Here is a 20,779-nt window from a genome sequence, read left to right as displayed (position 1 = left end):
AATCACTATTTACACCTGTAAAGTCTGCGCAAAAAATTCGCATTTCCCGGTTAAATTCCCTGCAATTATTAATGATAAAAAATCGACAACAAGATCATAAAATAAAACGATTAAAAACAATCACTTAAATATATATTCTGAATAATATACTTAATTTAAATGCAGCGAAAAACCGCCCGCTATGAAGCCCTGAAAATTGTCATTAAATGTCAGCGGATCCAGACAAAATTAGACAAGCCCGATACACACAAATACGTAACCCGAAACACAATCACGAATATTCTTCAGAAACATTGAGACTTGTCTCAGAATTTCGATGTGTTAGGGTATAAAGCGTTCACTATTTTGTTACAGGCAAAATCTTATACGGTCCAACACAAAAACTAGACATCGAGCCGATACGGCTATTTATATCCAAGGAATGCACATTGCATGGCAATTAAAATCGAAGTAAAGAATCTTTATAAGGTATTTGGCGAAAACCCGGATCGCGCTTTCAAGATGATTGATGCAGGCAAGGGTAAAGAAGAAATTTTTGAGAAAACCGGTCTTTCACTTGGCGTTAAGAATGCCAGTCTGGCCATTGAAGAAGGCGAGATTTTCGTCATCATGGGGTTATCCGGTTCCGGTAAATCCACCATGGTACGCCTTCTCAATCGTCTGATAGAGCCCACCCGTGGCGAAGTCCTGATCGACGGCGAAGATATCGCCAAAATCTCAGAAGCAAAATTGCGCCAGGTGCGCCGCAGTAAAATCAGTATGGTCTTTCAGTCCTTTGCGCTGATGCCACACCTGACCGTGTTGAATAACACCGCGTTTGGTATGGAACTGGCCGGTGTGCCGGTCGAAGAGCGCAATGCCAAAGCGATTGACGCCCTGCGTCAGGTCGGGCTGGAAAACTATGCCAACTCTTATCCTGATGAACTGTCGGGCGGTATGCGCCAGCGTGTCGGTTTAGCCCGCGCCATGGCCAATAATCCTGACATTCTGCTGATGGATGAAGCCTTCTCGGCACTCGATCCGTTAATTCGTACTGAAATGCAGGATGAGCTGGTGAAGCTTCAAGCTCAGCATCAGCGCACCATTGTGTTTATTTCTCATGATCTCGACGAAGCCATGCGCATCGGCGACCGCATCGCCATTATGCAGGGCGGCGAAGTGGTGCAGGTCGGCACGCCGGAAGACATTCTTAATAATCCGGCCAACGACTATGTGCGCACCTTCTTCCGCGGTGTCGATATCAGTCAGGTCTTCAGTGCCAAAGACATTGCCCGCCGTCGTGGCACACTTATTCGTAAAACCCCCGGTTTTGGTCCCCGTGCCGCCCTTAAGCTGCTCGAAGACGAAGACCGTGAATATGGTTATGTGCTTGAACGTGGACAGAAATTCATCGGCGTGGTGTCGATTGAATCCCTGAAAACTGCGCTTAAAGCCAATCAGTCGCTGGAAAGTGCCCTGCTGGAAACTCCGGCAGCCGTGCAGGCAGACATGCCGCTCAGCGAACTGATTTCTCATGTCGCCGCCGCGCCTTGTGCCGTACCGGTGATCAATGAGGACAATAACTATATCGGCATTATTTCCAAAGCCATGCTGCTTCAGGCTCTGGACAAAGAAGGGGGTAACGAATGAGCACTTCAACCGTAACGAACACGATGACACAGCACGCACAGGCCGCTCAGGCACAGGCTCTCGATCCGTCCGTCGATCCGTGGAGTGCCGATAACGCCAGTGGCGGTGTTGCACCACAAGCTGACGCCGCGACGAGTGCAGCGCCAGCCGATGCGGGCAGCAGTGATCCGTGGGGCGGTGGCAGCGATGCCGCGACCAGCGCACCGGATGCCACCCATCATGCAGCCGCGCAGGCCAACGACTGGCTGAGCGTCGCACCTGAACAGCATCAGCATTTTAATATTCTCGATCCGTTTCACAGCACGCTGATCCCGCTCGACCGCTGGGTCACTGAGGGGATCGACTGGCTGGTCGGTAACTTCCGCCCTGTCTTCCAGGGGATCCGCGTCCCGGTCGATTTCGTGCTGAGCGGTTTCCAGCACGGTCTGGAATCTCTGCCCGCTCCGATTGCGATCCTGGTCTTTGCCCTGCTTGCGTGGCAGATGGCCGGTTTGGGTATGGGTGCAGCCACGCTGGTTTCGCTGGTGCTGATCGGTGCGATCGGTGCCTGGTCACAGGCAATGGTGACGCTGGCGCTGGTTCTGACCTCGTTGTTCTTCTGTATCCTGATAGGTTTACCGCTTGGAATATGGCTGGCGCGCAGCCAGAAGGCGGCCAAGATTATCAGGCCGTTACTGGATGCCATGCAGACCACACCAGCGTTCGTTTATCTGGTGCCGATCGTCATGCTGTTTGGTATCGGTAACGTACCTGGCGTCGTGGTGACGATTATCTTTGCCTTGCCGCCTGTCGTGCGTCTGACCATTCTGGGTATCAATCAGGTGCCGGAAGACCTGATCGAAGCCGCGAAATCATTTGGTTCCAGCCCGCGTCAGATGTTGTTTAAAGTTCAGCTGCCGCTGGCGATGCCGACCATCATGGCCGGTATTAACCAGACGCTGATGCTGGCGCTGTCGATGGTGGTCATCGCCTCGATGATCGCCGTGGGTGGTCTGGGTCAGATGGTTCTGCGCGGTATCGGTCGTCTGGACATGGGTCTGGCATCGGTCGGTGGTGCGGGTATCGTTATCCTCGCCATTATCCTCGACCGCCTCACCCAGTCGATGGGTCGCGACAGCCGCAGTAAAGGCGGTCACCGCTGGTTCACCCGCGGTCCTGTCGGTCTGGTGATGAAGCCTTTCACCAAAAAAGCCTGATTCACACACTGCATTTTTCCCGGCGGTTCGCTGCCGGGAACTCTCAAAAGCTAAAACAACGCAGTCCACTCTTACGTATTGATAAACAATCCTCAAAATCATTCGGGCGGCATCAAGGCGGCAACTGAATGAATCCCCGGGAGCTTACACTGGTAAGTGACCGGGGTGAATGAAGGCAGCCAACGCAGAGGCAGCCTGAATGATGAAGAGGAAAAGAATAAGGGTTCACCATGCGCATAACTCAGAATAAGACACACATCAAAACACTCATCCTCGCATTATCTATTGCGACACCTGCCGCTTTCGCTGCCGATTTACCGGGCAAAGGCGTGGTCGTCAAACCGTTGCAAAGCACCATTGCAGAAGAAACTTTCCAGACCGAACTGGTTAACCGTGCATTGCAAAAACTGGGCTACGACGTTCAGCAAACCGGTGAAGTAGATTACAACGTGGCGTACACCGCCATCGCCAGCGGTGATTCCACTTACATGGCCGTGAACTGGGAACCGCTGCAAAAAGACATGTACAACGCAGCCGGTGGCGACCAGAAATTCTACCGTCAGGGCACTTATATCACCGGCGCGGCACAGGGTTATCTGATCGACAAGAAAACCGCCGACAAATACCACATTCATGATTTATCCCAGCTGAAAGACCCGAAAATCGCCAAACTGTTTGATGCTGACGGTGACGGTAAAGCTGATATGGCAGGCTGTAATCCGGGCTGGGTTTGCGGTCAGGTGATCAATACCCAAATCAAGGCTTACGGCCTGAGCGATACCGTGACGCAAAACGAGGGGAACTATTCGGCGATTATCGCTGACACTCTCACCCGCTTTAAATCCGGTAAACCAGTGTTGTACTTCACTTGGACACCGTACTGGGTCAGCAACGAGATGAAACCGGGTAAAGACGTGGTCTGGCTGACAGTGCCGTTCTCGGCAAATCCGGGTTCGCAGAAAGACATGGATACCACCCTGCCTAACGGCAAGAACTATGGCTTCCCGGTCAATAACGAACACATTGTGGCAAACAAAGCCTGGGCTGAGAAAAACCCGGCGGCCGCGAAACTGTTCGCCATCATGAAATTGCCACTGGCCGACGTGAACGCGCAGAACCTGCGAATGCATGAAGGTGAATCCTCATCAGAAGATATCCAGCAGCACGTTGATGGCTGGATCAAGGCGCATCAGGCGACCTTCGATGGCTGGATTAAAGAAGCTGCTGCCGCAGCAAAATAACGCATTATAAAAATCGAGGAATTTATGAAAAAGACAGGAATCTGGGCGGTTGCCGCCCTCACCACATTTGCAACAGCCACTACATTCGCTGCCGATCTGCCGGGTAAAGGCATCAGTGTGACGCCAGTCCAGAGCACCATCAGTGAGGAGTCTTTTCAGACCGAACTGGTAAGCAAGGCGCTGGAGAAACTGGGCTATGACGTGCAGCCAACCCGTGAGGTCGATTACAACGTCGGTTACACAACGCTGGCTGCCGGTGATGCGACCTTCACCGCCGTCAACTGGTCACCGCTGCATGATGAAATGTACAAAGCCGCCGGTGGCGACAAAGTCTTTTACCGCGAAGGCACCTACGTGACCGGCGCAGCACAAGGCTGGCTGATCGATAAAAAAACTGCTGAGAAATACCACATTACCAATATTGAACAGCTGAAGGATCCGAAACTGGCCAAGCTGTTTGATACCAACGGCGACGGTAAAGCCGATCTGACCGGTTGTACGCCGGGCTGGGGTTGTGAAGCCGCGCTGAATGAGCAGCTGAAAGCCTACGGACTGGAAAATACCGTGACCCACAATCAGGGTAACTATTCCGCGATGATTGCCGACACCATCACGCGTTACAAAGAAGGTAAGCCGATCTTCTATTATACCTGGACGCCGTACTGGGTCAGCAATGTGCTGGTTCCGGGCAAAGACGTGCTGTGGATGCAGGTACCGTTCTCTGTGGTACCGGGTGATAAAAATGCCGATACCACACTGCCAAACGGCAAAAACTACGGTTTCCCGGTGAGTACCATGCACATCGTAGCGAACAAAGCCTGGGCTGAGAAAAACCCGGCGGCGGCAAAACTGTTCGCCATCATGAAACTGCCACTGAAAGACATCAATGCGCAGAACGCCGCCATGCACGCGGGTAAAAATTCAGATGCTGATATCTCCGCGCAGACAGATGGCTGGATCAAAGCCCACCAGGAACAGTTCGACGGCTGGGTAAAAGAAGCGGCTGCGGCAGCGAAATAACATTACATCAGACTCAGTAAGGCCAGCGGGCGGGGAGAAATCTCCGCCCGTTTTTTTTGTCAATCGCCCTGGTGTGTATTCGTGTGTATAATGACATATTGTTAAGGAGAGCCCATGAAATCGACGGAATTGATTAAAGCGCTGCTTGCAGCGGGTTGTGAACTCAGGCGTCACCGGGGAGGAAGTCATCAAATTTGGTGGTCACCTGTCACCAACAAAACTTTTCCCGTTCCTCACCCCAAAAATGATTTACCTGTGGGAACCCTCAAATCCATTATGAAAATGGCAGGGATATGATCCTGCAACTGGAGGTTGAATATGTTCTTTTCAGTCGGGCTTGAAACGCCAAAAGATGATAAAACCGCGTACGGTATGGTGGTACCAGCATTTACCAAATTCGATTACGGGTGCTTCTCTGCAGCGGATACCCGTGAAGAAATCGCCCCTATGGTTCGCGAAGCCATCCTGATGACGGTAGAAGATTTGATCGAAAGCGAACGCTTTGTTGTTGATGATATTTTTGATGCCGGGCATTTGGTGTATGCCGCTAATCCCGAATATTCCGACTTCGATACCTGGTTTCTGATCGATATTGATCTGTCAGAGTTCGAAGGGAAGGCACACCGGATCAATATTTCGCTGCCTGATACTTTGATCAAACGTATTGATAATAAAGTTAAAAATCATCCGTCGTATCGCGACCGCAGTCATTTTCTGGCGATGGCCGCGCGTAAGGAATTGCTGGCTTAAGAGTCTCGCAGCAGGGAAATCCCCTGCTGCAAACAAGCCTGCCGGTACGGCTATTGCAAAACCAAATAGTTGCCATGAAAACTATTCATTGGTTTAATATTTCAACCAAAACGATAATCGTTTTTCGCATTCCCCTGCTTCTTCAATAAGATCTGTTATCCCCATTATGAAAAAAACGACCACACATTCACCACTCAGCCCGGCGCTGATTATTCTGATGGCAGTCGCCACCGGGCTCGCCGTCGCCAGTAACTATTACCCGCAGCCGCTGCTGGAAACTATCGCACGCGCATTTGATCTTTCCGTCAATCAGGCTGGATTTATCGTCACCGTGGCACAGCTTGGTTATGCCTGCGGGCTGATGTTTATCGTACCACTCGGCGATATGTTCGAACGTCGCGGGTTAATCGTGCTGATGACGCTGCTTTCCGCGGCAGGATTGCTGCTCACAGCCATGGCACCTACGCTGACCATCATGCTGGTCGGGACGGCGCTGACCGGGCTGTTCTCGGTGGTAGCGCAGATTCTGGTGCCGCTGGCGGCTACGCTGGCTGAACCAGAGCGTCGCGGTAAGGTGGTCGGGCTGATTATGTCCGGGCTGCTGCTGGGTATTTTGCTGGCGCGTACCGTCGCCGGTGCTCTGGCATCGCTGGGCGGCTGGCGCACGGTTTACTGGGTAGCGAGCGCACTGATGATCGTGATGGCGCTGGTCTTGTGGCGCAAGCTGCCGAAACACCAGCAGAAAACGGATCTGAATTATCCGCAGTTGCTGAAATCCATCTTCACGTTGTTCATCCACACGCCGGTGTTACGCACCCGCGCGCTGATCGGCATGTTCTGTTTCGCTAACTTCAGTATTTTATGGACGTCAATGGCGTTTCTGCTGGCGGGCCCGGCGTATCACTATTCCGAAGCCGTGATCGGACTGTTCGGGCTGGTGGGCGCGGCGGGTGCGCTGGCGGCTACCCGTGCTGGACATCTGGCGGATAAGGGCAAAGCGCATCTGACCACCACGGCGGGTCTGATTCTGCTATTGCTGTCCTGGGCGGCGATTGCCTGGGGCCAGCACTCGGTGATTTCGCTGATTATCGGCATCATCGTTTTGGACCTTTCGGTTCAGGGCGTCCACATCACCAACCAAAGTGTCATCTACAAAACCATGCCGGAAGCACGTAACCGCCTGACCGCGGGATACATGACGACGTACTTTATTGGGGGTGCGGTCGGCTCGCTGGTGTCCGCATCCGCCTATCAGGCCGCAGGCTGGTACGGAGTGTCAGCAGCAGGAACCCTTATGTGTGTGCTGAATTTACTGGTCTGGCTAAAGGGATATAAATACAAGCTGGCGTAATAACGTACGAAATTACATCAGGGGGGAACCATCACCCCTCCTGATTAGCTTGCGAATAATCATATTGGAAATTTATTTGAACCAAAGGGTGTTAACAATACTTACAGTCTGGTAATGTTTGCACCATGAATTATTTGCCGGAACTCATCCGGTTTCACAATCTTTTAAACACCCATGCAAAGCAACCCAGATCTCGAAGCACCCGACCCCGTCCGTGTTTCAACATTCGCACAAGGTATTACCGACAGCCTGCCCATTGTCATTGGCTATCTGCCCATCGCTTTTGCATTTGGTCTCAGCGCCGTAAAACTGGGATTCACCCCAGCTGAAAGTCTGCTTTTTTCCATTCTTATCTACGCTGGCGCCAGTCAGTTTGTGATCACCGCGCTTCTCAGCGCCGGAATGTCCCTGTGGGTTTCTGCCCTTACCGTGATGGCAATGGATGTACGACATGTGCTGTACGGGCCGTCGCTGCGTAACCGTCTGGTGGGCAAACTCAATGGCAAAAAAACCGCGCTGTGGGCATTTGGCCTGACGGATGAAGTGTTTGCCGCCGCCACGGCCCGGCTTATCCGTGATAAACGCAGCTGGAGCGAAAACTGGATGTGCGGCATTGCGCTGTCTTCCTGGCTTTCATGGGTATTTGGCACTGCTGTGGGGGCGTTATTTGGCAACGGGCCACTGGAAAATTTCCCGGCTATCGAAGCCGCACTCGGCTTTATGTTACCGGCGCTGTTTCTGAGTTTTCTGCTCGCGGCGTTTAAGCGCCAGCAAAGTATGGTGTTTGTCGCGTCGCTGGCTGGCGCGCTGGGCGGACTGCTGTTCTGGTCAATTCCCGCCGCTATCGGCTGCGGTCTGGCCGCCGGGTGCGTTGCCGCCCTGCTGCAACGCCCTCAATCCTCTTCTGCCACGGAGATAACCTCAGATGAGCACTAATGTCATTCTGGTTTGTCTGCTCGTCGGCACCGTGAATTACCTGTTCCGGTATTTGCCTTTGCGCATGGGCGCAAGGCAGAAACCCGGGCCAAAAAGTGGCCCTCTGTCCCGCGTGCTCGACAGCATCGGTATCGCGTCTATCTGCGCGTTACTGGTGGTTTCAAGCACGCCTGAAATTTTGCGTGATCATCAAAAGCTGCTGCCTTCGCTGGCCGGTTTTGTGCTTCTCGCGCTGATTTTCTGGCGAACCAAAAGTATCATTATTGCCACACTGACCGGTGCGCTGGCGTACGGGCTGGTGTTTAAGGTGATGCTGATGGCCGCAGGCTGAAGACCTTTTTTTACTGCAGAGTAACCGCAGGGCAAACTCTGCCGAATACTTTAAACATCGAATAATTCACCGGAGTTATGAATCACACTAATTGCTAAAGAATTGGTGATTCATGACATTGATATTATTAATTACCATCGTTACTATGTCATCTGTAACTAATGAGGCTTCTCATATGGACAGTTCGTTCGCGCCAATTGAAAACATGTTAAATTTCCGGGCCAAAAAGCAAAAAGATTTCCCTTATCAGGAAATTCTGCTGACCCGCCTGTGTATGCACATGCAAAGTAAATTGCTTGAAAACCGCAATAAAATGCTGAAAGCACAAGGGATTAATGAAACGCTGTTTATGGCGTTACTGACCCTGGATGCGCAGGAAAGTCACAGCATTCAGCCTTCTGAGCTCAGTTCTGCGCTGGGTTCTTCCCGTACTAATGCCACCCGTATTGCGGATGAGCTGGAAAAACGCGGATGGATTGAACGCCGTGAAAGCGATAACGACCGCCGGTGCCTGCATTTGCACCTGACGCCTGACGGGGAAGCCTTTATCCAGAAGTTACTGCCGCCTCAACACAAGAGTCTGCATTTTCTCTGGTCAACTTTAGACGCAGATGAGCAGAAGCAGTTAGAAACCCTGACCCGCAAACTGTTAACTCGCCTTGATCAGATGGATGCAACAGCACTACAACAATTCTAAATTTCTGTTCAGGTAAACTACACATGTCACTCCAAGCTCGCTGGAGGCTTACGCCGCTGTTTGCCGTTTTGATTTTGGCCGGCTGTGCCTCCAGTAATAATATTGCTCCTCAGTCGTCGCTGCTGGATACGCAACAGCTTCATCTGCAGCAGGCAAAAGTCAATTCCCTGACCCTCGGCCCTCAGTGGTGGCGCAGTCTTAATGACTCGCAACTGGATAACCTGATGACCACGACGTTGCAAAACTCGCCGTCATTACGTCAGGCCGCCGCTCGCGTGCGCGAAGCACAAAGCGTGATGGGAGAAGCCGATGCCGCCAATGGTCCGTATCTGGATTTGAATGGTTCTACGCGTCGTGAACGTGTCGCAAAAAACACGATCCCGCCGTTCCTGACCAGCTATCCTGAAGCGCCGATCTACGACAGCAGCAACAGCCTCGGGCTGAATCTGAGCTATGAGTTTGACTGGTGGGGTAAATACCGCAATCAGGTGAATGCCGCAAAAGCACAGGTGGATTCCGCCCGTGCTGAACAGGCTGAAGCCGCTCTGACGCTGACCAGTTCGGTCGCGTCAGCCTATTATCAGTTGCAGGCCAATCTTGCCTTACAAGATGTTCTGCAACATGAAGTGGATAACAACCAGCGTCTGGCAGATTTGCGGAAAGCGCAATATCAGGCTGGGGTCTATGGCATTGAAATTCCGCAACAAACCCAGGCTCAGGCTGACAGTGCCAAACAGCAGATCATCAACCTGAAATCGCAAACTGAACAGCTGAGACATCAGCTTTCTGCGCTGGCAGGACGTGGTCCGGATGCGATGAATGGCCTCCACGCCGTGGCATTGCCACCGGCAGAAGCGCTGGCACCGAAAGCCGAACTGACGCTGGATTTACTGGGTAAACGCCCGGACATCGCCGCACAGCGTGATCTGGTGGAGTCCTATTCCCAGCGGGTCAGTGCCGCGAAAAAAGAATTTTATCCAAGCCTTTCCATCAGTGCCTTCGGCGGTCTGACGACCACCAATTACGGCGGCACCAGCCCGAATCTTTTTGAAGCAGCCAGTAAAGCCTGGAATATCGCGCCAGCCATTTCGCTGCCGATTTTCCACGCTGGTGCACTGCGCTCCAAACTGGGCGAAGAGTCCGCGTTATATGACCAGTCAGTTGAGTCGTATAACCAGACCATCCTGAACGCCATCCAGCAAACTGCGGATGCCATTACAGTCTCGAAAAGCAGCGCGGAACAATTGCAGCAGGCATCTTCTGCCGCTAAGTCGCTGGAAGAGGTGTATCGCGTTTCGGATGCAAGATACAACGCTGGCGTCATCGGACGGGATGAGCTGTTAAGCAGCCAGTCAGCGCTTCTGCAACAACAACAGGCGCAACTCAACGCCAGCAGTCAGTTGATGCAGTCAAAAATCAGTCTCATCCGTGCGCTTGGGGGTGGCTATCAGGCCCCGGTCGCGGACCAAAAATCATAATAAAAGACTCAGTGTGGAGAAGACCATGAGCGCAAATGCCGAAACTCAGGCAACGACGCAAGCTCCGAAAAATAAGAAAAAAACGCGCAAAGTCGCGATGCTCTTGTTAACCGGGATTTTCATTATTATCGCCATCGCCTACCTGTTCTACTGGCTTCTGGTGTTACGTCATTTCCAGTCTACCGACGATGCATATGTGGCCGGTAATCAGGTTCAGATTATGGCGCAGGTGTCGGGCAGTGTGACCGACGTCAATTTCGACAGCACCGATTTTGTTAAAAAAGGCGACGTGCTGGTGACTATCGATCCGACCGATGCAGGGCAGGCTTTCGAACGCTCTAAAACGGCGCTGGCCAACAGCGTGCGTCAGACGCATCAGTTGATCATCAACGGTAAACAATATCAGGCCAATATCGCGCTGCGTCAGACCCAACTGCAACAGGCGCAGACTGACCTCAAACGCCGTATCGTGCTGGGTAATGCCGATGCGATTGGTCGTGAAGAACTGCAACACGCCCGTGATGCAGTCGATACGGCGAAAGCGCAATACGATGTCGCCGTTCAGCAATACAACGCCAATCAGGCGATGATTCTGGATACGCCGGTCGATAAGCAGCCGCAGGTTCTGCAGGCCGCCGCTCAGGTGCGTGACGCATGGCTTGCCCTGCAACGTACCAAAGTGCGCAGCCCGATTGACGGTTTTGTCTCACGTCGTGCCGTACAGATTGGTCAGCAGATCAGTCCGACAACCTCCCTGATGGCGGTGGTTCCGGCGCATCACATCTGGGTCGATGCCAACTTTAAAGAAACCCAGCTGGCGAATATGCGTATTGGTCAGGTGGCAACCGTGGTCAGTGACATGTACGGCGATGACGTGAAATACCACGGCAAAGTCGTCGGTATGGACATGGGCACTGGCGGCGCGTTCTCGCTGTTACCGGCGCAGAATGCCACCGGCAACTGGATCAAAGTGGTTCAGCGTCTGCCCGTTCGTATCGAACTTAACGATCAGGAAGTGGCTGAGCATCCGCTGCGTATCGGTTTATCCACGCTGGTGACCGTCGATACTCAAAACCGTGATGGTCTGGTGCTGGCGAATAAAGTCCGCAGCGAACCGCTGTATCAGACCAGCGCGCTGACGCTGGATCTGGCGCCGGTCAACGCCATCATTGCTGACGTTATCCATGCCAATGCAGGCTAAAATCTCCGGAGGCCTTCGTGGCAAATAAACCGCTGGTAGGCGCCCCGCTGGCCTGGATGACGGTGGCTTTGTCTTTGGCTACCTTTATGCAGGTGCTGGACTCGACGATCGCCAACGTGGCGATCCCGACCATCGCCGGGAATCTGGGTGCCTCGAACTCACAGGGCACCTGGGTTATCACGTCGTTCGGGGTGGCGAACGCCATCTCGATCCCGATCACCGGCTGGCTGGCAAAACGTATTGGCGAGGTCAAACTCTTCCTGTGGTCCACGGTGCTGTTTGCGATTGCATCGTGGCTGTGCGGTATGTCCACCAGTCTGGAAATGCTGATCTTCTTCCGTGTGGTGCAGGGTGTGGTGGCAGGTCCGCTGATCCCGCTTTCGCAAAGTCTGTTACTGAATAACTATCCGCCGGCCAAGCGAAGTACCGCGCTCGCGCTCTGGTCGATGACGGTGATCGTCGCCCCGATCTGCGGGCCGATCCTGGGCGGGTATATCAGTGATAATTACCACTGGGGTTGGATCTTCTTTATCAACGTGCCGATCGGCATTGCGGTGGTGTTCCTGACGCTGAGAACGCTGAAGGGGCGCGAAACCGCGACGCAAATCAGGCCCATCGACAGTGTGGGGTTAGTGCTGCTGGTACTGGGCATTGGCGCATTGCAGGTGATGCTCGACAGGGGTAAAGAACTCGACTGGTTTAACTCGACGGAAATTATCGTGCTGGCGGTCGTGGCGGTGGTCGCGCTCTGTTTCCTTGTGGTCTGGGAACTGACCGACGACCATCCGATAGTCGACCTGTCACTGTTTAAATCGCGAAACTTCACCATTGGTGTGCTGTGTATCAGCCTGGCCTACATGCTCTACTTCGGCGCAATTGTGTTGCTGCCGCAGCTATTGCAAGAGGTCTATGGGTATACCGCCACCTGGGCGGGTCTGGCGTCCGCGCCGGTGGGGATTTTGCCGGTTCTGATGTCGCCGATTATCGGGCGTTTTGCGCATCGTCTGGACATGCGAAAGCTGGTGACCTTCAGCTTTATCATGTATGCCTACTGCTTCTTCTGGCGTGCGTATACGTTCGAACCGGGGATGGATTTTGGCGCATCTGCGTGGCCGCAGTTTATTCAGGGCTTCGCCGTCGGCTGCTTCTTTATGCCGCTGACGACCATTATTCTGTCCGGTTTACCGCCTGAACGCATGGCGGCAGCATCAAGTTTGTCGAACTTTATCCGTACGCTGGCAGGCTCGATTGGTACGTCGATCACTACCACCATGTGGTCTAACCGTGAATCGCTGCACCACGCGCAATTGACGGAAAACATCACGCCGTTTAATCCGGCGGCAACGCAAACCTATCAGCAGCTGGAAGGGATGGGCATGAGCCATCAGCAGGCTTCTGGCTGGATAGCGCGGGAAATCACTAATCAGGGACTGATCATCTCTGCCAATGAGATTTTCTGGTTATCCGGTGGCGCATTCCTGGTACTGCTGATCTTAATCTGGTTCGCCCGTCCGCCGTTCACCAGCGGTGGCGGAGCCGGTGGCGCGCACTGATCCAGGTATTCCCTGAATGTCAGAAAGCAAAACGGACGCATTACGCGTCCGTTTTTTATGGCTAAAACCGGGCGATTACGCCTGGTTCTGACGCCACCATTCTGCCAGCAAAATACCGGATGCCACGGAAACGTTGAGGCTTTCCACTTTACCGGTACCGCCGATTGACACGCTCAGGTCACCCTGCTGCCAGGCGCTGTCAGACAAACCATCACTTTCTTCACCCAGCACCAGCACCATTTTAGCCGGTAACTGCGCTTTGCCCAGCGCCGTACCTTTATGGCTCGACGTGGTCACGATGGTGTATCCCGCGTTACGGAAGGTTTCCAGCACTTCAAGGAAATTATCAGCACTGATGGCTTTAACGTGTTCCGCGCCGCCTTCAGCGGTACGGACTGCGGCGCCAGATTCCAGCTGAGCCGGATCCTGAACCATCATCCCGTTGATACCGAAATGCGCACAAGAACGCATGATACCGCCGAGGTTGTGCGGGTTGCCGACGTTTTCCAGCGCCAGTACGCAGTCTTTCGCCGGAGCCGTTTGCAGATACGTTTCTGCATCCAGACCCTGACGTTTTTTGATCAGGAAACACACCCCGCCGTGGTGTTCGGTACCGGATGCTTTCGCCAGTTCGTCATCTTCAACCACATGGTAGGCTTTGCGGTTTGCCGCCATCCAGCGCAGTGCTTCACGGAAACGCGGGGTAACGGATTGCACAAACCACGCACGGACGATAGCGTCCGGGCGGCTGGCGAACAGTGCCTTACAGGCGTTTTCGCCATACACGCGGGTTTCTTCCTGACGTTGACGACGCAGTTGCTCAGGATCGATAAAGCTTTTACCGCTGATACCCCCGTGATCCGGAACAGATTCATCTGCCGGCGGACGTGAAACAGTTTTCCACGGCGAAGAGTACGGGCCGTCGTCATCACGCGCCGGACGACGCGGGCGATCATCGCCACGACGCGGAGCCGGACCGCGGGAATCACCACGGGAGTCGCTGCTACGACGCTCATTGCGGCGGGCATCGTCGGGACGGGAACCCTGGCGAGGTTTATCGCCCGGACGTCCTTTATTGTTGGAAGGACGTTTATCGTTATTGCGGTTATCGCCGTCGTCGTCACTACGGACGTACATCACTTTGACTTTGCCGTTCTTGCCACTGAATGAATCGTTCATTTTTCTCTCCACCTACGCGCAGGGCGCGAAGATTACCTGATGTCTGTGAGCTAAGCCACAGGCTTTGGACCAAAAGCTTAAAACTATCGTATTCATTGAATAAACCACGTTGTTTAGGTGAGGTGTCGCCCTCATACTTACAACATACAAGCAACATATCAGCCGTTTTATTCACCGTTTTTAAGGGTAAAACGGGTTTGTGGTTGATACCCTTCTCACGTTAAGCAATGTAGAGGCTATTTATGAATACGGTTTGTTCATCATGTCAGGCCACAAACCGCCTGCCTGAGGATCGTATCGACGACGGCGCAAAATGCGGCCGCTGCGGTCACGCACTTTTTGAAGGTGATGTGGTTCACGCCACCGCCGCTACCCTGGACAAATATCTGCAAGATGATTTGCCCGTTGTCATCGACTTCTGGGCTCCGTGGTGTGGCCCTTGCGTTAACTTCGCGCCAATTTTCGAAGATGTGGCTCAGGAACGCGCCGGTAAGATCCGTTTCATTAAGGTTAATACCGAAGCAGAACCTGAACTGAGCGCGCGGTTCCGTATCCGCAGTATTCCGACCATTATGGTGTTTAATGAAGGCAAAATGGTCGATATGTTAAGCGGAGCGATGCCTAAAGCCCCGTTCAACAACTGGCTTAATGAATCATTGTAACGCATATGCCGTCATAAAGCCCTGCCGAAGGCCCGTACAATACGGGCCTTTTACTGTTATTCGCAGTTGCCACTTGCCTGCCCTGACCGGGTGATTAGAATAGCCGTTTTTCGTTAACCGGAATGCTTATGTCAGACAATGCCGTTCTTCGCCTGCGTGAGCAGCGCTTAGCCCGTTCCACCCGCCCTTTCCTTGCGCGCGGATCCCGGGCCATTCGCTGCCAGACCTGCCTGTTACCCACACGTAACTGCATCTGCGCCACGCGCGAAATCCATCAGGCCGCCAGCCGTTTTTGTCTGGTGATGTTTGACACAGAGCCAATGAAACCGAGCAATACCGGCCGGTTAATCGCGGATGTATTGCCCGATACCCAGGCGTTTTTGTGGTCACGTACTGAAACAGATCCGGCGTTGCTGGAAGCCATTGCCGATCCCGAACGTCAGGCTTACGTGGTGTTTCCCGCGTCTTTCGCAACTCCGCCGCGACAGGTATTTACAGAAGTCCCGGCAGGCAGCAAACCGCCTTTATTCATTATGCTCGACGGCACCTGGAACGAAGCCCGCAAGATGTTCCGCAAAAGCCCATATCTGGATAATCTGCCCGTGTTCTCCCTCGATGTAAGTGCCAGCTCCGGTTATATCCTGCGTGAAGCCTCGCGCCCGGAACTGCATTGCACCGTGGAAGTGGCCGCAGCCCTGCTGGAAAAAGCCGGTGATGTTGACGCTTCTGCGGGTCTGTCACGACACTTCACCCATTTCCGTACCCAGTATCTGGCCGGAAAACCCCACCATCCGGTGCATCAGCTCACAGCAAAGAACGAAGAAAGCCTCTAGAATCATGGGAACATGATGAACCGGAGAAATTATGAGTCAGCGCGGACTGGAAGCACTTTTACGACCTGAATCTATCGCGGTTATTGGTGCCAGCAATAAGCCGGGCCGCGCCGGATATCTGATGATGCGCAACTTGCTCGACAGCGGATTTAATGGCCCGGTTCTGCCAGTCACGCCCGCTTATCGTGCCGTATGTGGCGTACTAACCTGGCGGGATGTCGCCAGCCTGCCGATGTCACCGGATCTGGCTATTCTCTGCACGCACGCTGACCGCAATCTCGCCCTGCTCGAACAGCTTGGCGAACGCGGCTGTAAAACAGTCATTGTGCTTTCCTCACAGCCACAACAATTCGCTGATCTGAAATCCTGCGCCCAGCGCTTTTCGATGCGTCTGCTTGGCCCCAACAGTCTGGGTATTCTTGCCCCGTGGCAGAAACTGAACGCCAGCTTTTCACCGGTACCGATCCTTCCCGGCAAACTGGCGTTTATTTCGCAATCGGCGGCCGTCGCCAATACTATTCTCGACTGGGCGCAACAGCGTGCCGTGGGATTTTCTTATTTCGTTTCTCTCGGTGACAGCCTGGATATTGATGTCGATGACCTGCTCGACTTCCTTGCCCGCGACAGTAAAACCAGCGCCATCCTGCTGTATCTCGAACACATCAGCGATGCACGACGTTTTCTTTCCGCCTCACGCAGTGCCTCACGAAATAAACCGATTCTGGTGATCAAAAGCGGTCGAAGCGGACAGGCACAGCAGCTGCTCAACAGCCCGCTCAGCCTCGACGCAGCCTATGATGCCGCTATTCAGCGCGCCGGTTTACTGCGTGTGCAGGATACGCATGAACTGTTTTCCGCTGTTGAAACGCTGAGCCATATGCGCCCGTTGCGCGGTGAGCGCATACTGATTATCAGCAACGGCGCCGCACCGGCTGCGATGGCACTGGATCAGTTACTCTCGCGTAACGGCAAACTGGCGAAACTCAGTGATGAAACCCGTCACGCTCTGAGCGCCGTTTTGCCACCATCGATTACCGCCGCCAATCCGTTAGACTTGCGCGACGATGCTACACCCAAACTGTATCAGGCGGTCATGACCGCGCTGCTCGACAGCACAGATTACGACGCAGTGCTGGTTATCCACGCTCCCAGCGCGGCGGCACATGGCACCGTGACGGCCAGCCAGCTGATTGAAGCCGTTCGCCAGCATCCCCGAGGTAAATACATTACGCTGCTGACTAACTGGTGCGGTGAGTTTTCGTCGCAGGAAGCCCGCAAACTGTTCACTGAAGCCGGCATCCCGACTTACCGGACGCCGGAAGGCACGGTGACGGCATTTATGCACATGGTGGAATATCGTCGTAACCAGAAACAGCTGAAAGAAACGCCGGCACTACCGGCAGATCTTGAACAGAACACCGATCAGGCACATCAGCTGATCGCCCGGACATTAGCGGAAGGCATTACACAGCTCGATACCCATGAAGTGCGCGCAATTTTGCAGGCGTACGGAATGAATGTATTGCCGACATGGATAGCCAGTGACAGTGCAGAAGCGGTGAATATCGCCAGTCAGGTTGGCTATCCGGTGGCGCTGAAGCTGCGTTCTCCGGACATCCCGCATAATTCAGAAGTCCAGGGCGTTATGCTATATCTGCGCACCGCGAGTGAAGTGGAACAGGCGGCGAATGCGATATTTGACCGCGCCAGGCAGGCATTCCCGCAGGCGAGAATTCAGGGGCTGCTGGTGCAAACCATGGCTAACCGGCCCGGCTCACAGGAGCTTCGCGTGGTGGTCGAACAGGATCCGGTCTTCGGCCCGCTGATTATGCTGGCCGAGGGCGGCACTGACTGGCTTCCGGAAAGACAGGCGGCGATTTCACTGCCGCCGCTGAACATGACGCTGGCACGCTATCAGGTCGTTCAGGCGCTCAAGAGCGGCAAAATCAGGGGGCGCAATGCGTTGCATCCTCTCGATATCCCGGCGCTCAGTCAGCTGCTGGTAAACGTGTCGAACCTGATTATTGATTGCCCGGAAATCGAACGTCTGGATATTCATCCTTTGCTGGTTTCCGGTAATGAACTCAGCCTGCTCGATGTTTCAATGCAGCTTTCGGCACAGAAGCCCGGCGCACCGTCACGACTGGCAATTCGTCCTTATCCACGTGAACTCGAAGAGCACGTTATACTGAAAGACGGGTCGCAAGCATTGTTCCGCCCGATACTGCCTGAAGATGAACCGCTGCTTAAAGCGTTTATCCTGAAAGTGACGAAGGAAGATCTCTACTATCGCTATTTCAGTGAGATCAACGAATTCACACATGAAGATTTAGCGAATATGACGCAAATCGACTACGACCGCGAAATGGCGTTCGTGGCTATCCATACTGTTAATGAAAAAAGTGAAATTATTGGTGTCACCCGAGCGGTATCAGATCCCGATAATACTGACGCCGAATTTTCGGTTCTGGTTCGCTCAGACCTGAAAGGTTTAGGGCTCGGAAGACGCCTGCTGGATAAGATGATCAATTACGCCTCAGAGCATGGGCTGCAACGTCTGACCGGAATCACTATGCCCCACAATCGCGGCATGATTACGCTGGCCAGAAAGCTGGGATTTGACGTCGATATTCAGATTCAGGACGGTATCGTGAACCTCTCCCTGACGCTGGAAAAGACCCGAATTTTGTAGCAGGAAACCGTGAGCCTGCGCGATGAACAGGCAAAAGATGCGCACATCAGACAGGACTAATGGTATTATCGACCGATTGTGCGGTTACCTATATCTGTTTGTGCCGCTAAAGCCATTACATGAAGAGAGAAGAAGCGCACTGTGATGTTGTCAAAATTCAAACGTAATAAACATCAACAACACCTTGCTCAGCTACCCAAACTCCCCCAAACGGTTGATGCTGTAAAAACGCTCTACTGTCCGACAGATTTCCGTACGACGCTGCTCGAAGCCATTGCTAACGCCACCCAACGGATTTATCTGGTCGCGCTCTATCTTGAGAACGATGATGGCGGTCGCGATGTGCTGTCGGCGTTGTATGATGCCAAGCAGCGTCGCCCCGAGCTGGAGATTTGCGTGCTGGTTGACTGGCACCGCGCTCAGCGTGGTCGTATCGGCGCTGCAGCGGCAAACACCAATGCTGACTGGTATTGTCGTATGGCGAAAGAGCATCCCGGACTTTCCGTGCCGGTATATGGTGTGCCCGTAAATACCCGCGAAGCGCTGGGCGTTTTGCATCTCAAGGGTTTTGTGATCGACGATCAGGTCATTTACAGCGGCGCGAGCCTTAACGATGTCTATCTGCATCGCCATGAAAAGTATCGTTATGACCGTTATCAGTTACTGACGAATACGGCGCTGGCCAACACAATGATCGACTTTATGAAGAAGTCGATCCTGACCGCGTCTGCCGTACAGCGACTGGATCGCGAAGATCGTCCAAAAAGTATTGAGATCAAGAACGAAACACGTCAGTTCCGCCAGACCTTACGTACCAGTGGCTATCATTTTAAAGATAGCGCCGGTAATGATGAACTGGCCATCACGCCGATTGTGGGTCTTGGCAAACAAAATGAGCTGAACCGGACTATCCATCATCTTATGGCCAGCACGGATCATAAGCTGACATTGTGTACGCCTTACTTCAATATGCCTGCCATGCTGGCGCGCAACATTATTCATCTGCTGCGCCGTGGAAAGCAGGTGGAAATTATTGTGGGTGATAAAACAGCGAACGATTTCTATATTCCGCAAGATCAGCCATTCAAAATCATAGGTGCCTTACCGTACTTGTATGAAATTAACCTGCGCCGCTTCCTGAGCCGTTTACAGCGTTTTGTTGACAGCGGACAGTTAATTGTCCGTCTGTGGAAAGACGGTGATAACAGCTATCACCTGAAAGGCATGTGGGTGGATGACCGCTGGCAACTGATTACCGGTAATAACCTCAATCCCCGCGCCTGGCGTCTGGATCTTGAGAATGCCATTTTGATCCACGATCCGCATAAAGAAATGGCCGCTGCGCGTCATAAAGAGCTGGAAGAAATTCGCCAGCATACGCATGTGGTTTCGCACTATATGGAACTGGAGAGCATTCCAAATTATCCGGTCAAAGTTCGTAAGCTTATCCGACGCTTACGGCGGATAAGAATCGACAGACTCATCAGCCGAATTCTGTAATTGGCTATACTGAAAGCCTGATCATCGTGATCGGGCTTTTTTTTATCTGGAATTCCACCCTATGATGCAAAGATTATCTGTAGCGCTCAGACTTCCTCTTATCGCGCTGATATTGGGATGCAGTGGGTGCACGCATTATGCGAATGACGCATGGACAGGCAAAGATAAAGCCGAGCACTTTGTGGGATCAGCAGTATTAGCAGCAGCTGGAACTGCCTATGGTGATCGTCAGGGATGGAATGAAGCACGCAGCCGCTCATTCGGACTGATGTTTTCTGTCGGACTGGGTGCGGCGAAAGAGCTTTATGACAGCCGGGAAGGCGGAAGCGGATGGAGCTGGAAAGATTTTAGCTGGGATATCGCAGGCGCAGCTGTCGGATACAGCGCTTATCATCTGACTCATTACTGACAGGGGTTCTGGCAGAGCTCAAGCAGAGTAATAAATGCCAAAATCAGGGCAAGTAACGTCCAAACATCAGCAGATTCCTCATAGCAAAAAGCCCTGTACGTCAGTACAGGGCTTTCCACTA

At 53.1% G+C, this 20,779-nt stretch carries 20 protein-coding genes; 19 read left to right on the top strand and 1 reads right to left on the bottom strand.

Features of this window, described 5'->3' with window-relative positions; genetic code table 11:
* The first annotated feature begins 432 nt into the window (after nucleotides 1–432).
* The 13 genes from proV to emrB all read left to right on the top strand — a co-directional run bounded on the left by proV (nucleotide 433) and on the right by emrB (nucleotide 13,383).
* Nucleotides 433–1,629, top strand: coding sequence for a glycine betaine/L-proline ABC transporter ATP-binding protein ProV (gene proV / locus ACJY2G_RS14480; protein ID WP_430320451.1), 1,197 nt, complete (start codon nucleotides 433–435; stop codon nucleotides 1,627–1,629).
* Nucleotides 1,626–2,825 carry a glycine betaine/L-proline ABC transporter permease ProW gene (proW, locus tag ACJY2G_RS14475; RefSeq protein ID WP_279919238.1) on the top strand — a complete coding sequence of 400 codons (1,200 nt, stop codon included), beginning with the start codon at nucleotides 1,626–1,628 and terminating at the stop codon, nucleotides 2,823–2,825. Before proV ends, proW begins: the two co-directional genes overlap by 4 nt.
* A gap of 230 nt (nucleotides 2,826–3,055) precedes the next feature.
* Nucleotides 3,056–4,066 (top strand): glycine betaine/L-proline ABC transporter substrate-binding protein ProX, encoded by a 1,011-nt coding sequence (gene proX / locus ACJY2G_RS14470; RefSeq protein ID WP_430320450.1) that lies wholly within the window; start codon nucleotides 3,056–3,058, stop codon nucleotides 4,064–4,066.
* Nucleotides 4,067–4,090: 24 nt separating this feature from the next.
* On the top strand, nucleotides 4,091–5,086 hold the full coding sequence (proX, locus tag ACJY2G_RS14465) for a glycine betaine/L-proline ABC transporter substrate-binding protein ProX (RefSeq protein ID WP_112290456.1): 996 nt from the start codon (nucleotides 4,091–4,093) through the stop codon (nucleotides 5,084–5,086).
* A 114-nt stretch (nucleotides 5,087–5,200) separates the two neighbouring features.
* Nucleotides 5,201–5,383: a type II toxin-antitoxin system HicA family toxin gene (locus ACJY2G_RS14460; RefSeq protein WP_430320449.1), complete on the top strand. Its 183-nt coding sequence runs from the start codon at nucleotides 5,201–5,203 to the stop codon at nucleotides 5,381–5,383.
* Between the two features lie 21 nt (nucleotides 5,384–5,404).
* Nucleotides 5,405–5,836, top strand: coding sequence for a type II toxin-antitoxin system HicB family antitoxin (locus ACJY2G_RS14455; RefSeq protein ID WP_113877531.1), 432 nt, complete (start codon nucleotides 5,405–5,407; stop codon nucleotides 5,834–5,836).
* A gap of 166 nt (nucleotides 5,837–6,002) precedes the next feature.
* Nucleotides 6,003–7,187, top strand: coding sequence for an MFS transporter (locus ACJY2G_RS14450; protein ID WP_112290457.1), 1,185 nt, complete (start codon nucleotides 6,003–6,005; stop codon nucleotides 7,185–7,187).
* A gap of 174 nt (nucleotides 7,188–7,361) precedes the next feature.
* A complete protein-coding gene (locus ACJY2G_RS14445) occupies nucleotides 7,362–8,123 on the top strand; it encodes an AzlC family ABC transporter permease (protein ID WP_430320447.1) in 762 nt (253 codons plus the stop codon).
* Nucleotides 8,113–8,454 (top strand): L-valine transporter subunit YgaH, encoded by a 342-nt coding sequence (gene ygaH, locus ACJY2G_RS14440; protein WP_112290461.1) that lies wholly within the window; start codon nucleotides 8,113–8,115, stop codon nucleotides 8,452–8,454. Before ACJY2G_RS14445 ends, ygaH begins: the two co-directional genes overlap by 11 nt.
* Nucleotides 8,455–8,629: 175 nt before the next feature.
* Nucleotides 8,630–9,151, top strand: a complete 522-nt coding sequence (gene mprA, locus ACJY2G_RS14435; protein WP_095923421.1) for a transcriptional repressor MprA — start codon at nucleotides 8,630–8,632, stop codon at nucleotides 9,149–9,151.
* 23 nt (nucleotides 9,152–9,174) lie between these two features.
* The gene (locus ACJY2G_RS14430) at nucleotides 9,175–10,629 is read left to right on the top strand and encodes an efflux transporter outer membrane subunit (protein ID WP_430320446.1); all 1,455 of its coding nucleotides are present in this window, start codon (nucleotides 9,175–9,177) and stop codon (nucleotides 10,627–10,629) included.
* A 25-nt stretch (nucleotides 10,630–10,654) separates the two neighbouring features.
* Nucleotides 10,655–11,830, top strand: coding sequence for a multidrug efflux MFS transporter periplasmic adaptor subunit EmrA (gene emrA, locus ACJY2G_RS14425; RefSeq protein WP_430320445.1), 1,176 nt, complete (start codon nucleotides 10,655–10,657; stop codon nucleotides 11,828–11,830).
* 17 nt (nucleotides 11,831–11,847) lie between these two features.
* On the top strand, nucleotides 11,848–13,383 hold the full coding sequence (emrB, locus tag ACJY2G_RS14420; protein WP_113877526.1) for a multidrug efflux MFS transporter permease subunit EmrB: 1,536 nt from the start codon (nucleotides 11,848–11,850) through the stop codon (nucleotides 13,381–13,383).
* Nucleotides 13,384–13,458: 75 nt separating this feature from the next.
* Here emrB and ACJY2G_RS14415 read toward each other — a convergent pair whose 3' ends face one another.
* The gene (locus ACJY2G_RS14415; RefSeq protein ID WP_095923430.1) at nucleotides 13,459–14,562 is read right to left on the bottom strand and encodes a tRNA/rRNA methyltransferase; all 1,104 of its coding nucleotides are present in this window, start codon (nucleotides 14,560–14,562) and stop codon (nucleotides 13,459–13,461) included.
* Between the two features lie 242 nt (nucleotides 14,563–14,804).
* On the opposite strand from ACJY2G_RS14415, the gene trxC reads away from it, so the two are divergent.
* From trxC to ACJY2G_RS14385, 6 genes are all read left to right on the top strand, one after another.
* On the top strand, nucleotides 14,805–15,224 hold the full coding sequence (gene trxC / locus ACJY2G_RS14410; protein ID WP_015695963.1) for a thioredoxin TrxC: 420 nt from the start codon (nucleotides 14,805–14,807) through the stop codon (nucleotides 15,222–15,224).
* A 128-nt stretch (nucleotides 15,225–15,352) separates the two neighbouring features.
* Entirely contained in the window at nucleotides 15,353–16,057 is a 705-nt protein-coding gene (locus ACJY2G_RS14405) for a tRNA-uridine aminocarboxypropyltransferase (protein WP_430320980.1), read from the top strand.
* Between the two features lie 31 nt (nucleotides 16,058–16,088).
* Nucleotides 16,089–18,749: a bifunctional acetate--CoA ligase family protein/GNAT family N-acetyltransferase gene (locus ACJY2G_RS14400; protein WP_430320979.1), complete on the top strand. Its 2,661-nt coding sequence runs from the start codon at nucleotides 16,089–16,091 to the stop codon at nucleotides 18,747–18,749.
* Between the two features lie 119 nt (nucleotides 18,750–18,868).
* Nucleotides 18,869–18,916, top strand: coding sequence for a hypothetical protein (locus ACJY2G_RS14395; RefSeq protein WP_217203873.1), 48 nt, complete (start codon nucleotides 18,869–18,871; stop codon nucleotides 18,914–18,916).
* Entirely contained in the window at nucleotides 18,897–20,249 is a 1,353-nt protein-coding gene (pssA, locus tag ACJY2G_RS14390) for a CDP-diacylglycerol--serine O-phosphatidyltransferase (RefSeq protein WP_430320982.1), read from the top strand. Before ACJY2G_RS14395 ends, pssA begins: the two co-directional genes overlap by 20 nt.
* Before the next feature lie 64 nt (nucleotides 20,250–20,313).
* On the top strand, nucleotides 20,314–20,658 hold the full coding sequence (locus tag ACJY2G_RS14385; RefSeq protein WP_430320981.1) for a YfiM family lipoprotein: 345 nt from the start codon (nucleotides 20,314–20,316) through the stop codon (nucleotides 20,656–20,658).
* Nucleotides 20,659–20,779: the final 121 nt, after the last annotated feature.

Origin of the sequence: Rahnella sp. ATs2, from assembly GCF_051851855.1 — a bacterium.
GTDB lineage: Bacteria > Pseudomonadota > Gammaproteobacteria > Enterobacterales > Enterobacteriaceae > Rahnella > Rahnella variigena.
The sequence above is the reverse complement of the archived record's forward strand: the minus strand, read 5'-3'. Positions and strand labels throughout refer to the sequence as shown.

Excerpts from the sequence above, each read along its gene's own strand:
- ACJY2G_RS14445 (WP_430320447.1), top strand. The coding sequence starts at position 7,362 with ATGCAAAGCAACCCAGATCTCGAAGCACCCGACCCCGTCCGTGTTTCA.
- trxC (WP_015695963.1), top strand. The coding sequence starts at position 14,805 with ATGAATACGGTTTGTTCATCATGTCAGGCCACAAACCGCCTGCCTGAG.
- ACJY2G_RS14460 (WP_430320449.1), top strand. The coding sequence starts at position 5,201 with ATGAAATCGACGGAATTGATTAAAGCGCTGCTTGCAGCGGGTTGTGAA.
- ACJY2G_RS14455 (WP_113877531.1), top strand. The coding sequence starts at position 5,405 with ATGTTCTTTTCAGTCGGGCTTGAAACGCCAAAAGATGATAAAACCGCG.
- ACJY2G_RS14400 (WP_430320979.1), top strand. The coding sequence starts at position 16,089 with ATGAGTCAGCGCGGACTGGAAGCACTTTTACGACCTGAATCTATCGCG.
- ACJY2G_RS14385 (WP_430320981.1), top strand. The coding sequence starts at position 20,314 with ATGCAAAGATTATCTGTAGCGCTCAGACTTCCTCTTATCGCGCTGATA.
- ACJY2G_RS14405 (WP_430320980.1), top strand. The coding sequence starts at position 15,353 with ATGTCAGACAATGCCGTTCTTCGCCTGCGTGAGCAGCGCTTAGCCCGT.
- ACJY2G_RS14450 (WP_112290457.1), top strand. The coding sequence starts at position 6,003 with ATGAAAAAAACGACCACACATTCACCACTCAGCCCGGCGCTGATTATT.
- ACJY2G_RS14430 (WP_430320446.1), top strand. The coding sequence starts at position 9,175 with ATGTCACTCCAAGCTCGCTGGAGGCTTACGCCGCTGTTTGCCGTTTTG.
- proX (WP_430320450.1), top strand. The coding sequence starts at position 3,056 with ATGCGCATAACTCAGAATAAGACACACATCAAAACACTCATCCTCGCA.
- mprA (WP_095923421.1), top strand. The coding sequence starts at position 8,630 with ATGGACAGTTCGTTCGCGCCAATTGAAAACATGTTAAATTTCCGGGCC.
- emrA (WP_430320445.1), top strand. The coding sequence starts at position 10,655 with ATGAGCGCAAATGCCGAAACTCAGGCAACGACGCAAGCTCCGAAAAAT.
- ACJY2G_RS14415 (WP_095923430.1), bottom strand. The coding sequence starts at position 14,562 with ATGAACGATTCATTCAGTGGCAAGAACGGCAAAGTCAAAGTGATGTAC.
- proW (WP_279919238.1), top strand. The coding sequence starts at position 1,626 with ATGAGCACTTCAACCGTAACGAACACGATGACACAGCACGCACAGGCC.
- proX (WP_112290456.1), top strand. The coding sequence starts at position 4,091 with ATGAAAAAGACAGGAATCTGGGCGGTTGCCGCCCTCACCACATTTGCA.
- ygaH (WP_112290461.1), top strand. The coding sequence starts at position 8,113 with ATGAGCACTAATGTCATTCTGGTTTGTCTGCTCGTCGGCACCGTGAAT.
- proV (WP_430320451.1), top strand. The coding sequence starts at position 433 with ATGGCAATTAAAATCGAAGTAAAGAATCTTTATAAGGTATTTGGCGAA.